A 15,589-nucleotide genomic window follows, 5' to 3' on the forward strand; every position below is an offset into this window, starting at 1 on the left:
CTAACGAACCCCGCCCACAGCGACCGTCCGCCGCTGCGCGCCGGGACCTCCGGTGTCGTATGCCTCGCCTAGGGTGAGCCGAGCCATGACGAACCCGCTTGCCGCTCCCACCGATGCCGTGACCGAGTCCCCCGCCGAGCGGGTCTCGACACCGGTGGACGGTGTGGACGTGCTGGGCGCGATCTCGCCCAGCCGGGCAGGCGACTTCATGGCCTGTCCCCTGATGTACCGCTTCCGCACGATCGACCGGCTGCCCGAGGAGCCGTCGCCCGACGCCGTGCGCGGCACGGTCGTGCACAAGGTGCTGGAGGACCTCTTCGACCTCCCCGCCCCCGACCGCACCCCCGCGCGCGCCGACGACATGCTCGAGCCGGCGTGGGAGGCGCTGCTGGAGGCCGAGCCCGACCTGGGCGCGATGTTCGGCGGCGAGGGCCCCGACGTGGCGGCGTGGCTCACGTCCTGTCGCGCGGTGCTGGCGCGCTACTTCGACCTCGAGGACCCCCGGCGCCTCGAGCCGGCCGAGCGCGAGCTCTACGTGGAGACGCTTCTCGACTCGCGACTGCTGCTACGCGGCTTCGTCGACCGGGTCGACGTCGCTCCCGACGGCCGGATCAGGGTGGTCGACTACAAGACCGGTCGCAGCCCCGGCGAGGGCTACGAGGCCAAGGCCCTGTTCCAGATGCGGTTCTACGCCCTGGTCCTCTGGCGGCTGCGCGGCGTCGTGCCGTCGGTGCTCCAGCTGATCTACCTCGGCAACGGCGAGATCCTGCGCTACGAGCCCGACGAGGACGACCTCCGCGCCACCGAGCGCAAGGTCGAGGCGGTGTGGCGGGCGATCCAGGCCGCCCGCGAGTCCGGCGACTGGCGGCCGAGCCCGTCGCGGCTGTGCGACTGGTGCTCCTTCCACCAGCACTGCCCGACCAAGGGCGGCACGATCCCGCCCCTCCCCGCTCCCACCCCGCCCGTCACCGACGCCTCGGCCGACGAGTCCGCCGACTGACCTCGTCAGGGCGTGACGTACGCGTCGGGAGGCGTCGTGGGACCCGCGTCGATCGCGCCCAGCCCCTCGGTCACCAGCTCGGCGTCGACGCGGTGCGGCTGGATCGTGCCCGCGGCGATCTCCTCGGCGAAGTGGCACGCGACGCGGTGGTCGGACGAGGCGCCCTCGACCTCCACGACGCGCAGCTGGGGACGCTCGGTGTCGCAGCGCGTCTCCTGCCGCCACGGGCAGCGCGTGTGGAAGCGGCACCCGGTCGGCGGGTTGGCGGGCGAGGGCAGGTCGCCGGTGAGCAGGATCTGCTCGCGCGAGTCCTCGACCAGCGGGTCGGGCACCGGCACCGCCGACATCAGCGCGCGCGTGTAGGGGTGCAGCGGCACGTCGTAGAGCTCGGCGGCGCCGGACTCCTCGACGAGCCCGCCGAGGTACATCACGCCGATCCGGTCGCTGATGTGACGCACGACCGCGAGGTCGTGGGCGACCACCAGGTAGGTCAGGCCGAGCTCGTCCTGGAGGTCCTGGAGCAGGTTGATGACCTGCGCCTGGATCGAGACGTCGAGCGCGCTGACCGGCTCGTCGGCGACGATGAGGTCGGGTCCCACGGACAGGGCCCGGGCGATCCCGATGCGCTGGCGCTGGCCGCCGGAGAACTCGTGGGGGTACTTGCTGAGCGCCGCGGGCGGCAGTCCGACCGCCGACATCAGCTCGCGGAGGCGGGCGTGGGTCTTCGCCTTGTCGTCGGCCATGCCGTGGGCGCGCATCCCCTCGAGCACGAGCGACTCCACGGTCTGACGGGGGTCGAGGCTCGACATCGGGTCCTGGAACACCATCTGGAAGCGCTTGCGCTCGCGCCGCAGCGCCTCGCCCTTGAGCGAGGCGATGTCGGTGCCGTCGAAGACCACCGAGCCGGCCGTGGGCGGCTCGAGGTTGAGGATGGCCTTGCCGAGCGTGGACTTGCCGCACCCCGACTCGCCCACCAGGCCGTAGGTCTCGCCGCGGCGGATGACCAGGTCGACGCCGTCGACGGCGCGCACGTGGCCGACCGTGCGGTCGAACAGCAGGCCGCTCTTGATCGGGAAGTGCACCTCGAGGCCACGGACCTCGACGAGGACGTCGGACTCCCCCGTGCCTCGTGCCGGCTCCGTCATCGGACGCCTCCCTCAGGGTTGAAGCAGCGGAACCCGACCACCTGGTCGCCCTCCCACTGGGGCGTCTCCTCGGTGCAGACGTCGACCCGGTTGGCGCAGCGCGGGGCGAACGCGCACGCGGAGTCCCACGGCAGGTTGTCGGCGACCGACCCCGGGACGGGGTCGAGCTTCTCCCCGCGTGGGGCGTCGAGGCGCGGGATGGAGTGGAGCAGGCCGACCGTGTAGGGGTGGCGCGGGCGGGCGAACAGGCCGTGGCGACCGCCACGCTCGACGACCTTGCCGCCGTAGAGCACGTTGACCTCGTCGCACAGCCCGGCGACGACGCCGAGGTCGTGGGTGATCATCACCAGCGCGGTGCCGGTGTCGACCACGAGCTCCTTGAGCAGCGCCAGGATCTGGGCCTGGATCGTCACGTCGAGGGCGGTCGTCGGCTCGTCGGCGATGAGCAGCCGCGGGTTGCAGGCCAGCGCCATCGCGATCAGCGCCCGCTGGCGCATCCCGCCGCTGAGCTGGTGGGGGTAGTTGATCAGCCGGGCCTTGGGGTCGGGGATGCCGACGCGGTCGAGCAGGTCGGCTGCCTTCGGGGTGGCCGCCTTGCGGCTGAGGCCCTGGTGGCGCTCCATCACCTCGGTGACCTGGCGACCGATCGTCACGACGGGGTTGAGCGAGGACAGCGGGTCCTGGAAGATCATCGCGATGTCGGCCCCGCGGCGGTCGCGCATCTGCGACGGCGACAGCGTGAGCAGGTCCTCACCGTCGAAGAACGCCTGTCCCTCGACGGTGTTGCCGCGGCCGGGCAGCAGGCCCATGATCGCGAGCGACGTGACCGACTTGCCGCATCCGGACTCGCCGACCAGGCCGACGGTCTGTCCGGGGCGGACGTCGAAGCTCACGCCGTCGACCGCCCGGAACGGCTGCTCGCCGTGCCGGGTGAACGTGACGCGCAGGTCGCGCACGGAGAGCAGCGGCTCGCCGGACGCCGCCGAGCGAACGGGCTGGTGCAGGGACTGGGTCATCGAGATCACCTCCTCGACTTCGGATCGAGCGCCTCGCGGAGGGACTCCCCCATGAGCGTGAAGCCCAGCGCGACGACGATGATGCACCCGGCCGGGTAGAACGCCAGGTGCGGGGCCTCGGAGATGTAGTCCTGGGCGAGGCCGAGCATCTGCCCCCACTCGGGCTGTCGCTGGTCGGGGTTGCCGAGGCCGAGGAAGGACAGCGCAGCGGCGTCGACGATCGCCACGGCCAGCGAGAGCGTGGCCTGGACGATCACCGGTCCGAGCGAGTTGGGCAGCATGTGGCGGAACACGATCGAGCTCGGTCGCACCCCCAGCGACCGCGCGGCGAGCACGTGGTCGCTGCCGCGCTGCGCGAGCATCGAGCCGCGCAGCAGGCGCGCGAAGACCGGCACCTGGATGATCGCGATGGCGATGATCAGCGTCCACTGGCTCGGCTCGCGGGCGAGCGAGGCGACCGTGAAGGCCAGGAGCAGCGACGGGATCGACAGCATCACGTCGACGATGCGCATCACGACCGCGTCGACCCAGCCGCCGATGGCACCGGCGATCGTGCCGAGCGTCAGGCCGCCGATGAGCCCGAACAGCGTGGCGAACACGCCCACGATGAGGGTCTGGCGGCTGCCGACGAGCAGGCGGGAGAGCAGGTCGCGCCCGCGGTCGTCCGCGCCGAGCAGGTGGCCGGCCTCGGGGCCCGGCACGGGGTTGGACTGCGGTCGCACCTTGTCGAGCAGCGGCCGCGCGGTGGGGTCCCACGGCGCGAGCCACGGCGAGATGATCGCGAGCACGACGAAGGCCACCGTGATCACGAGCCCGAGGATGAAGATCGGATTGCGTCGCAGTCGCTTCCAGGCGCTCCGGATGAGCGAGACGCCGGGCTCGTCGTCGACGGTGCCCGCCGTGGCGAGGGCGTCGATGCGGTCCCTGCGCATCCGGCCGTACGACGGTCGCCGCGGCGCGCGCTCGGGCGTCGGGCTCGTGGGGGCCGGGGTGGGGGTCGGGTCGGGCACGGGGCTCACCTCGTCCTGATCCGGGGGTCGATGACCGCGTAGGCCATGTCGACCAGAAGGTTGACGAGGACGTAGATCACCGCGGCGGCCATGATCAGCACCTGCAGCACGGGATAGTCCTTCTCGCGGAAGGCGGTGGCCAGGGCCTCGCCGATGCCGCGGTAGGAGAAGACGGTCTCGGTCAGCACCGCGCCGGCGAGCAGGCCGCCGACCTGCAGGCCGATGGTGGTGACGACGGGCAGCATGGCGTTGCGGAGCACGTGCCGGGCGCGGATCACGCGGGTGGTGAGGCCCTTGGCCTCGGCCGTGCGCACGTAGTCCTCGTCGAGCACGTCGAGCACCGAGGCGCGGGTGATGCGGAAGATCACTGCGAACGGGATCGTGGCCAGCGCCAGCGCCGGCAGGATCAGGTGCTTGAGCGCGTCCCACGCGGCGTCCCACTCGCGCGTCAGGATCCCGTCGAGGACGAACATCCCGGTCACCCGGGTGGCGTCCATGCCGGTGCTCTGGCGCCCGGACACCGGCAGCAGGTTCCACTCGACGGCGAAGAAGTACTTGAGGAGGAAGGCGGTGAAGAACACCGGCACCGCCACGCCCACGAGGGAGAAGATGACCGCTCCCGTGTCGACGACGGAGCCCTTGCGCCGCGCGGCGAGGTAGCCGAGCGGGATGCCGAGGGCGATCGCCAGCGCGAGCGCGAGGAACGACAGCTCCACCGTGGCCGGCAGCCGGTCGAGGAAGATCTGGAGCGCGTCCTCACCGGGCAGCACCTTGGTGGAGACGCCGAAGTCGCCCTGCACGGCCCGCTCGAGGAACCGGAGGTACTGCACGGGCAGGGGCTGGTCGAGCCCGAGCGCCGCCTCGAGGGCGGCGCGCCGCTCGGGCGTCTGCCGCTCGCCCAGGATCGCGGACACCGGCCCGCCGGGCAGCGAGCGCAACCACGCGAAGACGAGCACGGACAGCACGAGGACCACCAGGCACATCTGCAGCAGTCGTCGTACGACGAAGCGGATCACACGTTCTCCTCACACACGCCGACACGGTCCGGGGGCCGTCGCTGGGACGGCCCCCGGACGTCGTGCACTGTCGATCGGTCAGCGGACGGGGGTCACTTCCCACCCACGACGACCGTGTCGAACTCCTCGGCGGTGAGCGGGCTCGGCGTCACGCCGTCCACGCCGGGTCCCACGACGAGCGCGGGCGGCGAGTGGCTGATCGCCAGGCCGGGGAGGTACTCCTCCATGATCTGGCGGTTGATCTCCTCGAACGCCGCGCCGCGCTCGCCCTCGTCGACGATCGCGTCGGCGGCCTGGAGGTCGTCGGCGAGCTGCTTGCCCCACGGGTAGGCGGTGGTGCCGAAGTCGTTCTCCTTGAGGTTGCCGAAGAACGTGCCGATGAAGTTGTGCGCGGAGTCGTAGTCGCCGGTCCAGCCCAGGATGTAGGCGTCGTAGCGGCCGGCGGTGACGTTGTCGAGGTAGCCGCCGTTCCACGAGGCGGTCTTGACGTTGACCTTGACGCCCACGGCCTCGAGGTCGCTGCGCAGCGCCTCGAAGATCTTCTCCGGGTCCGGCATGTAGGGCCGGCTGACCTCGGTCGGGTAGGCGAACGTGAGCTCCAGGCCCTCGGCCCCGGCCTCCTGCAGCAGGCGCTCGGCCTCGTCGGGGTCGTAGGGGTAGGCCTCGAGGCTGGTGTTGTAGCCGCTCACCGTGTCGGGCATGAACTGCGTGGCCACGGCGGCGCCCTCGGGCAGCTGGGTCTGGACCAGCTGCTCACGGTTGAGGGCGTGGTAGAGCGCCTGGCGGACCTTGAGGTCCTTGAGCTTCGGGTTGGCCTCGGGGTTGAAGCCGAGGTAGAGGATGTTGAACGGGTCGCGCACCTCGACGCTGTTGCCGTCCTCCTCCAGACCGGCCCAGTCGACCGGGTTGGGCAGGTCGTAGCCGTTGATGCTGCCGGCCTCGAGCTCCTGGCGGCGGGTGCTCTCGTCGGGGATCACCCGGAAGACCAGCTCGCTGACCTTGGCCTTGTCACCCCAGTAGTCGTCGTTGCGCTCGAGGGTGATCTCGCCGTTGGCCTCGTCGTACTCACCGAAGGTGAACGGACCGGTGCCGACCGGGTTGTCGGCGTAGGCGGGGAAGCTGAAGCCCTCGCCCTCGGCGGCGATGCCGTTGGCGTCGCCCTCCTCGAGCGCCTTGGGCGACTGCATCGAGAGCGACTCGAGGGTCAGCATCGTCGGGAAGCCGGACGTCGGACCGCTAATGGAGACCACGGCCTCGAACTCGTCGGTGGCCTCGCAGCCCCGGTAGAGCGAGTTCTTCGCGTCGTTGGCGAACGCCCCCATGACGTAGCCCCAGTACTCGCCGGCGGTCTGCCCGGCCTCGTTCTGGTCGAACATCCGCTCGAAGTTGGCGCACACGGCCTCGGCGTTGAAGGGCTCACCGTCGTGGAAGGTGACGTCGTCACGCAGCGTGAAGGTCCACTCCGTGCCGTCCTCGTTGGGCTCCCAGTCGGTGGCGAGCTCGGGCACGACCTCGGCGCTGCCCGGCTCGATGCCGAGCAGGCCCTCGAACATCTGGCGGGTGACGCGGAACGTCTCGCCGTCCGTCGCGTAGAAGGGGTCGAACATCTCCGGCGCACCGGCCGCACCGAAGACGAAGGTGCCGTCGTCCCCGCTGCCGCTGCCGCCGCTCTCGCCGTCGTTGCGCTCGCTGTCGGCGCAGCTCGCCAGGGTGGCGGCCGCCAGGACCGCCGTGGTCCAGGTCGCCACGGTGCGTCTCACAGACATCCTGAGTCCTTCCGTCCGGTATTCGATCAGGTGTGTCCCGCACCCTAGACCGGCGGACGTGGGCCGGACCACAACGACATGGTCACGGTCGGATCACAGGTGGTGGGCGCCGCGGCCCGCGTCGAGCGCCACCCCGCCGCGAGCCCCCTCGTCGTCCGCGTCGTACGCCTCGACGAGGGCGGCCAGCCGAGCGGCGTCGAGCCCGACGAGCGTCTCGGCGAACACCCGCCGCTCCCCCGCCGGGACCGGTACGTGGTGGGGCACGCAGAGAACCGTGCAACCGGCTGCGACGGCCGACGTGGCTCCGGTGTCGGAGTCCTCGATGGCCAGGCAGTCGCCCGGCGCCAGACCCAGGTCGGCGGCAGCGGTGAGGTAGGGCTCCGGGTGCGGCTTGCCCTGCGTGACCCGGTCGCCGACGACGATGCTGTCGAACGTGCCCGGCGGGAGCTGGGCCAGGATGGGGTCGACGAAGCGCTGCCACGACATGGTCACCAGCGCGCACGGGACGCCGCTCTCGCGCAGGTCGGCCAGCAGCTCGCGGGCGCCGGGACGCCACGGCACCTGGGTCTGCACGCGCGCCACCACGCCGTCGAGCAGCTCGTCGACGATCTGCTCGGGGGTCCGGTCGATGCCCATGTGCTCGCGGATGTAGGCGCCCGAGTCGAGCAGCGCGCGCCCGACGAGGTTGAGCGCGTGCTCCTGCGACCACGTGCCGCCGTACCTCTGCGCGAGGGCGTACTCGGTGTCGATCCAGTAGGGCTCGGTGTCGACGAGGGTCCCGTCCATGTCCCACAGGACAGCTGCCGGCATCACGGGCACATCGTCCCACGCGGCGCCGGGCCGACCCGTCGCGGGTCAGCCCTCGGTGAGCTCGGCCAGGAAGGCCCGGCCACGCTCGCTCGTGGGACGTTCGAGCACCTGCTCCGGGGTGCCCTGCTCGGCGATCCCGCGATCGGCCATCAGCACGACGCGGTCGGCGGCCCGGCGGGCGAAGCGCATCTCGTGGGTCACCACGACCATCGTCATCCCGTCGTCGGCCAGCGAGCGCATCACCTGCAGCACCTCGCCGACCAGCTCGGGGTCGAGCGCCGAGGTCGGCTCGTCGAAGAGCATCAGCTCGGGATCCATGGCGAGCGCCCGGGCGATGGCCACCCGCTGCTGCTGGCCACCCGAGAGCCGGTCCGGGTAGGCGTCCACCTTGTCGGGCAGGCCGACCCGCTCGAGCAGCTCCACCGCCCGGGCCCGCGCCTCGGCCCGGGACCGGCCGAGCACGTCGACCTGGGCCATCGTCACGTTGTCGATGACCTTGAGGTGCGGGAAGAGGTTGAAGGACTGGAAGACCATGCCGATCCGGCTGCGGGCGCGGTTGAGCTCCTTCTCCTGGTAGGACAGCTCCTCCCCGGCGAACCGGATGGTGCCGCCCTGGATGCGCTCGAGACCGTTGATGCACCGCAGCAGGGTGCTCTTGCCGGCGCCGGACGGGCCGATGAGCACCACGACCTCGCCTCGGTGCACGTCGAGGTCGACCCCCTCGAGCACCACGGTGTCGCCGTAGGACTTGAGGATGTCGCGCATCTCGACGACGAGCTCGCCCCCCTGGGGCGCGGACGTCTCGGGGCTGGTCATGCCGCTCACCTCCGGTGGGCGCTGAGTCGGTGCTCGAGGCGGTTCACCACGAAGGTGAGCGCGAGCACGATGGCCAGGTAGTAGAGGGAGACGATGAGGTACATCGTCAGCGGCTCGTAGGTGGCCGCCGCCTCGTTGCGCGCGCTGAGGAAGAGCTCCTGCAGGCCGATGAACGCCACCAGGGAGGAGTCCTTCACCGCGATGATGAACTGGCTGCCGAGCACCGGGAGGATCGCCCGCAGCGCGAGCGGGGCGCGCACCCGGCGCAGCGTCTTGAGCCGCGACATCCCCAGCGACCGGGACGCCTCGTCGAGTCCCTTGGGGACGGACTGGAAGCCGGAGCGGATGATCTCGGCGATGTAGGCCGCGTTGTGGACTCCGAGCGCGATCGCTCCCGCCCAGAACTTGTCCAGCGTGACGATCTCGGCGATGCCGAAGTAGAGGACGAAGATCTGGGCGATCAGCGGCGTGCCGCGGATGAGCCCGATGAACCCGGTCGCGATCCAGCGCAGGACCGCGACCCCGCTCATGGACATCGCCGCCACCACGGAGCCGAGGAGCAGGGCGAACACGAGCGCCGTGGCGGTGAGCCGCAGCGTGATCCACGTGGCGTCGAGGAAGACCGGCGCCGTGTCGACGAGGTGGTCGAGGAAGCTCATGGCGTCAGGAGATGTCCTGTCCGAACCACTTCTCGCTGATCTCGGCGTAGGTGCCGTCGTCCTTGATGGCGGCCAAGGCATCGTTGAGCTCGTCGACGAGCGCGGTGTTGCCCTCGTCCACCGCGAACGCGGGCTCCTCGCTGTAGAGCGGGTCGCCGCACGCGCGCAGGTCGCGCTCGGCGCGGTCGATCTGGTAGAGCCCGACGAGGCGGTCGGTCATCGCCCCGTCGAGTCGCCCCGCCTCGACGTCCTGGAGGGCGGTGACGTCCGAGGTGAAGGTCACCACCTCGCCTGCGAGGCCCTCGTCCTCGAGGAAGGTCTGGTAGGTCGTGCCCGACGCGACCCCGACCTTCGGCGAGTCCATCTCCCGGGGGTCCTCGCAGTCGCTGTCCTGGGTGACGAACATCGTCGCGCCGGAGGAGTAGTAGCTGTCGGTGAAGTCGACGGCCCTGTCGCGCTCCTCGGTCGGCGTCATCGACGCGATGAGCACGTCGTAGCGCTGGCTCTTCACGCCCTGGATGAGCGTGTCGAAGGCGCCGGTCTCGGTCTTGGGCTCGAGCCCCATCTCCTCGGCGATCGCGACACCGATGTCGTAGTCGAAGCCGGTGAGCTCGTTGTCCTCGAAGTAGCTGAACGGCTGGAACTCGCCGCTCATGGCGATGACCAGCTCGCCGTCATTGATCAGGCGGGGCCCGTCCGAGGCCGCGTCACCGTCGTCACCACACGCGGCGAGGGTCATCAGGGCAGCAGTCGTGAGGGCCACGATGCCCCCCGTCCGCCGTCGGTCGGTCATCCTGCGGGGGAGCTTGTGCATCGTCGTCCTGCCTCCGTTCGGCCACCCCACGCGGTCGTGGGGCCGAGAGTCTCGCTTCGGTCAGGCGCACGAGGGTAGCGCCAGTCGCGAGAGCGTCGGCGACGCCCCCTGTCGGCATCCGGCCGGGATCCGGGCCTGATCCCGGCGTGCTGGGTCTCCGGACAGCCTCTGGCGAACTCCCGCCGTCAGCGGTAGACAGGGGGCACTCGGGAGCGTCTCGGGCCGCTGTCATCGGGAGAACCATGGTCGCCCTGCACACCGCCGTCGCGATCGTCCTGGTCGTCGCCCTGATCATCAAGGGACGCATCGACCCGGTGATCTCGCTGATCCTCGGCTCGCTCTACCTCGGGCTCGCGGGCGGGGTCGGCTTCGCCGGCACGGTCGAGGCGATCACGACCGGCTTCGGCGGGATCATGGCCGAGGTCGGGCTGCTGATCGGCTTCGGGGTGCTCATCGGGGCGCTGCTGCACTCCACGGGCGCCTTCCGTCGCCTCGTCGCGCTGCTCGTGCAGAAGGTCGGCTCGGGACGGCTGCCCTACGCGCTGAGCTCGATGCTGGCGGTGGTCATGCCGTCGATCTACGTCGACGTGCAGGTCGTCCTCGCCGCGCCGGTGGCCCGGTCGGCGTCGCCGTTCGTCGGCAAGGTGGGCCTTCCGGTGCTCGCCTCGGCGCTGGGCTGCGGGATCTTCGCCGGCTACGTCTTCGTCATCCCCGGCCTGGCCGCGATCTCGATCGCCGGGCTCCTCGACATCCGCCTCGGTGACTGGCTCGTGTACGGGGTCGTGATCGGCCTCGTGACGGCGCTGGTGTCCACCTTGCTGATGCGCCTGTTGTTCGCCGCCGGCGGCTTCTGGAAGCCCGAGACCGACGAGGAGCTCGACGAGGCGATGGCCGAGCAGGAGGCCGCCGACCGGGCCTACCTCACCGGTGAGGCCGGCACGGCGCGGGAGGCACTGGCCCAGCGGGAGTCGGAGGCCGCTGCCGCCGAGGCGAAGGAGGGCGTACGCCGCCTGCCGCTCGCGGTGCTCATGCTGCCGATCGTGGTGCCGCTGCTGCTGATCGCGCTCGGGGCGTTCGCGGAGCTCGGCGGCTGGTCCACGACCTTCATCGCCTTCCTCGGCGACGCCAACATCGCGCTCTTCATCGGCCTGATCGGGGCCTACGCCCTGTCCCGCGCCTCCTCGGGCGGCGAGCACACCAACGAGGCCATGGAGGACGGCTTCCACACCACCGGCGAGATCCTGCTGATCACCGGTGTCGGCGGCTCGCTCGGCGCGGTCATCGAGGCCACCGGGCTCGACAGCGTGCTGGGCGACCTGTTCCAGGCCGACGCGGGCGCGCCGGTCGTGCTGAGCATCCTGCTGGCATGGTTCATCGCCGCGGTGCTGCACCTGGCGATCGGCTCGGTGTCGGTGGCCGCGATCACCGCCGCCGGGATCATCGCCCCCATCCTCGACTCGCTGAGTGTCTCCCCCATCGTCATCGGCCTGGCGATCGCGTCGGGCGCGATGTTCGCCCTGCAGGTCAACAGCAACTTCTTCTGGATGTTCAAGTCGCTGCTCGGCCTGTCGACCAAGGGCACGCTCAAGACGCTGACGCTCGTCACGTCGGTCGCCTCGGTGGTCTCGCTCCCGCTGGTGATGCTGGCGGCTCTCGTCCTCTGAGTGGCGCCCCCCGGTCACCCCCCGTCGCCCGACGGGTCAGTCCTCGGGGTCAGTCCTCGGGGTCAGTCCTCGGGGTCGTAGCCCAGGTTGGGCGAGAGCCAGCGCTCGGCCTCGGCGAGGGTCCAGCCCTTGCGCTCGGCGTAGTCGGCGACCTGGTCGCGGGCCAGGCGGCCCACCACGAAGTACTGCGACTGCGGGTGGGAGAGGTAGAAGCCGCTGACCGAGGCGCCCGGCCACATGGCCATCGACTCGGTGAGCGTGATCCCGGTGTGCTCCTCGACGTCAAGGAGCTCCCAGAGGGTGCGCTTCTCGGTGTGCTCGGGGCAGGCGGGGTAGCCCGGGGCGGGGCGGATGCCGTCGTACTGCTCCTTGATCAGCCCGACGTTGTCGAGGTGCTCGTCGGGCGCGTAGCCCCACAGCTCCTTGCGCACGCGCTCGTGGAGGCGCTCGGCGAACGCCTCCGCCAGCCGGTCGCCGAGCGACTCGAGCAGGATCGCGTTGTAGTCGTCGAGCTCGTCGCGGAAGGCCGCGACCCGCTCCGCGAGGCCGTCGCCGGCGGTCACCGCGAAGGCGCCGACGTGGTCGCGCAGGCCGGTCTCCTTGGGCGCGACGTAGTCGGCGAGCGAGCGGTTGGGCACGCCGTCGCGGTGCTGCCCCTGCTGGCGCAGGTGGTGCAGCGTGGCGTGGACCCGGCTGCGGTCGCCGTCGAGGTAGAGCTCGACGTCGTCGCCCACCGCGTTGGCGGGGAAGAACCCGACCACGCCGTGGGCGCGGATCCACTTCTCCTCGATGAGCCGGTCGAGCATCGCCTGCGCGTCGTCGTAGAGCCTGCGCGCGGCGGGGCCGGAGCTCGGGTTGTTGAGGATGTCGGGGAAGGCGCCCTTCATCTCCCACGCGTTGAAGAACGGCTGCCAGTCGATGTAGCGGCGCAGGGTCGAGAGGTCCTGGTCGCGGATCACGCGTACGTGCTGGGTGACGGCGGTGCCGGTGAACGGCGACACGTCGTGGTCCTGCTGGAGCAGCATGTGCGGCTTGGGCGGGTGGTAGTCGGACCAGTCGAGGGGCGTGGCGTTGGCCCGGGCCTGCTCCAGCGTCACGAGCGGCCGGTCGTTCTTGGCCGCGTGGCGCGTGCGGAGCGAGTCGAAGTCGGCCTGCACGTCGGCCATCAGCTTGTCGCGGCCGGTCGGGCTGAGCAGCGCGGCGGCGGTGGGCACCGAGCGCGACGCGTCCTTGACCCAGACCACCGGGCCGTCGTACTTCTGGTCGATCTTGACCGCGGTGTGGGCCCGCGAGGTCGTCGCGCCGCCGATGAGGAGCGGCAGGTCGAGGCCGACGCGCTGCATCTCGGAGGCGAAGCTGACCATCTCGTCGAGCGAGGGGGTGATCAGCCCGGAGAGCCCGATGATGTCGGCGTCGTGCTCCTGCGCCGCGTCGAGGATCTTCTGGGCGGGCACCATCACGCCGAGGTCGATGACCTCGTAGTTGTTGCACTGCAGCACCACGCCCACGATGTTCTTGCCGATGTCGTGGACGTCGCCCTTCACCGTCGCCATGACGATGGTGCCGTTGGTCTCCTTCTGCGCCGCCAGCGCGGGGTCCTTGACCTTCTCCTCCTCGATGTAGGGGATCAGGTAGGCCACGGCCTTCTTCATCACGCGCGCGCTCTTGACCACCTGCGGGAGGAACATCTTGCCCGCGCCGAACAGGTCGCCGACGACGTTCATGCCGTCCATCAGCGGACCCTCGATCACCTCGATCGGACGCCCGCCGGCCGCGGCGATCTCGGCCCGCAGCGCCTCGGTGTCGGCCTCGACGTGGGCGTCGATGCCCTTGACCAGGGCGTGGGTGATCCGCTCGCGCAGCGGCAGGCCGCGCCACTCGTCCTCGGTCACCTCGACGGCGCCTGCGGCGACGTTGAAGCGCTCGGCGATCTCGAGCAGGCGCTCGGCGGCGTCGGGGCGGCGGTTGAGCACGACGTCCTCGATGCGCTCGCGCAGCTCGGGGTCGACCTCGTCGTAGACGACCAGCGCACCGGCGTTGACGATGCCCATGTCGAGCCCGGCTCGGATCGCGTGGAACAGGAAGACCGCGTGGATCGCCTCGCGCACGGGGCCGTTGCCGCGGAAGGAGAACGACACGTTGGAGATGCCGCCGCTGACCTTGGCCCCGGGGAGGTGGTGCTTGATCCAGCGGGTCGCCTCGATGAAGTCCTCACCGTAGGTGGCGTGCTCCTCGATGCCCGTGGCGACGGCGAAGACGTTGGGGTCGAAGATGATGTCCTCGGGCGGGAAGCCGACCTCGTCGACGAGGATCCGGTAGGCCCGCTCGCAGATCGCCTTGCGGCGCGCGAGGTTGTCGGCCTGGCCGTCCTCGTCGAACGCCATCACCACCACCGCCGCGCCGTACTTGCGGCACAGCCGCGCGTGGTCGCGGAACGCCTCCTCGCCCTCCTTCATGGAGATGGAGTTGACGATGGGCTTGCCCTGCACGCACTTGAGCCCGGCCTCGATGACCTCCCACTTGGAGGAGTCGACCATCACCGGGACGCGGCTGATGTCGGGCTCGGCGGCGATCAGCTTGAGGAAGCGGTCCATCGCCGCGACCCCGTCGATCATGCCCTCGTCCATGTTGACGTCGATGACCTGCGCACCGGCCTCGACCTGCTGGGCCGCCACGCTGAGCGCGGCGTCGTAGTCGCCGTCCTTGATCAGCTTGCGGAAGCGGGCCGACCCGGTGATGTTAGTGCGCTCGCCGACGTTGACGAACAGGCTCTCGTCGGTGATCGTCAACGGCTCGAGCCCGGCCAGCCGCATGACCGGCTGGTGCTCCACGGGCTCGCGGCGGGTCTTGTCGGCCACCGCGCCCGCGATGGCGGCGATGTGCTCGGGGGTGGTGCCGCAGCAGCCACCGACCAGGTTGAGGAAGCCGGCCTCGGCGAACTCGGCGAGCACCGCCGCGGTCTGGTCGGGCGTCTCGTCGTACTCGCCGAACGCGTTGGGCAGCCCGGCGTTGGGGTAGACGCTCACGAAGGAGTCGGCCAGGCGGGACAGCTCGGCGACGTAGGGGCGCATGTCGCGCGCGCCGAGCGCGCAGTTGAGGCCGACGGCCAGCGGGCGGGCGTGGCGCACGGAGTCCCAGAACGCCTCGGTGACCTGGCCCGACAGGGTGCGCCCCGAGGCGTCGGTGATGGTGCCCGAGATGATCACCGGCCAGCGCCGGCCCTGCTCCTCGAAGAGCGTCTCGACCGCGAAGATCGCGGCCTTGGCGTTGAGCGTGTCGAAGATCGTCTCGATCATCAGCAGGTCGGCGCCGCCGTCGACCAGGCCGCGGGCGGCGGTCAGGTAGGCGTCGGCGAGCTGGTCGAACGAGACGTTGCGGGCGCCCGGGTCGTTGACGTCGGGCGAGATCGACGCCGTGCGGGTGGTCGGGCCCAGCGCTCCGGCGACCCAGCGCGGCCGGTCGTCGGTCGAGACCGCGTCGGCGGCCTGGCGCGCCAGCCGGGCGGACTCGAGGTTGAGCTCGTAGGCGAGGTCCTCGAGGCCGTAGTCGGACAGCGAGATCGCGTTGGCGTTGAAGGTGTTGGTCTCGATGATGTCGGCCCCGGCGCCGAGGTAGTCCTCGTGGATCGCGCGGATCAGCTGGGGCTGCGTGAGCGTCAGCAGGTCGTTGTTGCCGACCAGGTCGCTGGGGTGGTCGGCGAAGCGCTCGCCGCGGTAGCCCGCCTCATCGGGACGGTCGCGCTGGATCGCCGTGCCCATCGCGCCGTCCAGCACCATGATCCGCTCGCTCAGGATCGCCGTCAGGGCGGCGGTGGCGTCAGGACGGTGCTGTGGCTCCACGGTGCGTGGCTCCTCTCGGGTGGCGGTGACACCA

The 15,589-nt window shown here is 70.9% G+C and carries 12 protein-coding genes; 2 read left to right on the forward strand and 10 right to left on the reverse strand.

Going from position 1 to position 15,589, the window contains the following annotated elements; genetic code table 11:
* The first annotated feature begins 85 nt into the window (after positions 1-85).
* A complete protein-coding gene (locus tag AC3X7Z_RS19445) occupies positions 86-1,000 on the forward strand; it encodes a RecB family exonuclease (protein ID WP_489976943.1) in 915 nt (304 codons plus the stop codon).
* A 5-nt stretch (positions 1,001-1,005) separates the two neighbouring features.
* Here AC3X7Z_RS19445 and AC3X7Z_RS19450 read toward each other — a convergent pair whose 3' ends face one another.
* From AC3X7Z_RS19450 to AC3X7Z_RS19490, 9 genes are all read right to left on the reverse strand, one after another.
* Entirely contained in the window at positions 1,006-2,145 is a 1,140-nt protein-coding gene (locus AC3X7Z_RS19450; protein WP_186342147.1) for an ABC transporter ATP-binding protein, read from the reverse strand.
* Positions 2,142-3,161, reverse strand: a complete 1,020-nt coding sequence (locus AC3X7Z_RS19455) for an ABC transporter ATP-binding protein (protein ID WP_186342146.1) — start codon at positions 3,159-3,161, stop codon at positions 2,142-2,144. Before AC3X7Z_RS19455 ends, AC3X7Z_RS19450 begins: the two co-directional genes overlap by 4 nt.
* Positions 3,162-3,166: 5 nt before the next feature.
* Complete coding sequence (locus AC3X7Z_RS19460) at positions 3,167-4,171, reverse strand: ABC transporter permease (RefSeq protein ID WP_241005404.1); 1,005 nt, start codon at positions 4,169-4,171, stop codon at positions 3,167-3,169.
* A gap of 5 nt (positions 4,172-4,176) precedes the next feature.
* Entirely contained in the window at positions 4,177-5,187 is a 1,011-nt protein-coding gene (locus tag AC3X7Z_RS19465) for an ABC transporter permease (protein ID WP_186342145.1), read from the reverse strand.
* Positions 5,188-5,279: 92 nt separating this feature from the next.
* Complete coding sequence (locus AC3X7Z_RS19470; RefSeq protein WP_206054571.1) at positions 5,280-6,947, reverse strand: ABC transporter substrate-binding protein; 1,668 nt, start codon at positions 6,945-6,947, stop codon at positions 5,280-5,282.
* Positions 6,948-7,046: 99 nt separating this feature from the next.
* Positions 7,047-7,763, reverse strand: coding sequence for an HAD family hydrolase (locus AC3X7Z_RS19475; protein WP_489976944.1), 717 nt, complete (start codon positions 7,761-7,763; stop codon positions 7,047-7,049).
* 45 nt (positions 7,764-7,808) lie between these two features.
* The gene (locus AC3X7Z_RS19480; RefSeq protein WP_489976945.1) at positions 7,809-8,579 is read right to left on the reverse strand and encodes an amino acid ABC transporter ATP-binding protein; all 771 of its coding nucleotides are present in this window, start codon (positions 8,577-8,579) and stop codon (positions 7,809-7,811) included.
* Between the two features lie 5 nt (positions 8,580-8,584).
* Positions 8,585-9,238 (reverse strand): amino acid ABC transporter permease, encoded by a 654-nt coding sequence (locus tag AC3X7Z_RS19485; RefSeq protein WP_186342142.1) that lies wholly within the window; start codon positions 9,236-9,238, stop codon positions 8,585-8,587.
* 4 nt (positions 9,239-9,242) lie between these two features.
* Positions 9,243-10,001, reverse strand: coding sequence for a transporter substrate-binding domain-containing protein (locus AC3X7Z_RS19490; protein ID WP_489976946.1), 759 nt, complete (start codon positions 9,999-10,001; stop codon positions 9,243-9,245).
* 293 nt (positions 10,002-10,294) lie between these two features.
* Here AC3X7Z_RS19490 and AC3X7Z_RS19495 point away from each other — a divergent pair, with 293 nt between their 5' ends.
* A complete protein-coding gene (locus AC3X7Z_RS19495) occupies positions 10,295-11,716 on the forward strand; it encodes a GntP family permease (protein ID WP_489976947.1) in 1,422 nt (473 codons plus the stop codon).
* 62 nt (positions 11,717-11,778) lie between these two features.
* Here the strand turns inward: AC3X7Z_RS19495 and metH are convergent, their stop codons facing one another.
* Positions 11,779-15,492, reverse strand: a complete 3,714-nt coding sequence (gene metH, locus AC3X7Z_RS19500) for a methionine synthase (protein ID WP_489976960.1) — start codon at positions 15,490-15,492, stop codon at positions 11,779-11,781.
* Between the last annotated feature and the right edge of the window lie 97 nt (positions 15,493-15,589).

Source organism: Nocardioides sp. Z24_21 (genome assembly GCF_058134345.1).

What these genes read in the sequence shown, in the direction of transcription:
- AC3X7Z_RS19445 (WP_489976943.1), top strand. Translation starts at nt 86, where the DNA reads ATGACGAACCCGCTTGCCGCTCCCACCGATGCCGTGACCGAGTCCCCC.
- AC3X7Z_RS19450 (WP_186342147.1), bottom strand. Translation starts at nt 2,145, where the DNA reads ATGACGGAGCCGGCACGAGGCACGGGGGAGTCCGACGTCCTCGTCGAG.
- AC3X7Z_RS19455 (WP_186342146.1), bottom strand. Translation starts at nt 3,161, where the DNA reads ATGACCCAGTCCCTGCACCAGCCCGTTCGCTCGGCGGCGTCCGGCGAG.
- AC3X7Z_RS19475 (WP_489976944.1), bottom strand. Translation starts at nt 7,763, where the DNA reads ATGCCGGCAGCTGTCCTGTGGGACATGGACGGGACCCTCGTCGACACC.
- AC3X7Z_RS19480 (WP_489976945.1), bottom strand. Translation starts at nt 8,579, where the DNA reads ATGACCAGCCCCGAGACGTCCGCGCCCCAGGGGGGCGAGCTCGTCGTC.
- AC3X7Z_RS19485 (WP_186342142.1), bottom strand. Translation starts at nt 9,238, where the DNA reads ATGAGCTTCCTCGACCACCTCGTCGACACGGCGCCGGTCTTCCTCGAC.
- AC3X7Z_RS19495 (WP_489976947.1), top strand. Translation starts at nt 10,295, where the DNA reads ATGGTCGCCCTGCACACCGCCGTCGCGATCGTCCTGGTCGTCGCCCTG.
- metH (WP_489976960.1), bottom strand. Translation starts at nt 15,492, where the DNA reads ATGGTGCTGGACGGCGCGATGGGCACGGCGATCCAGCGCGACCGTCCC.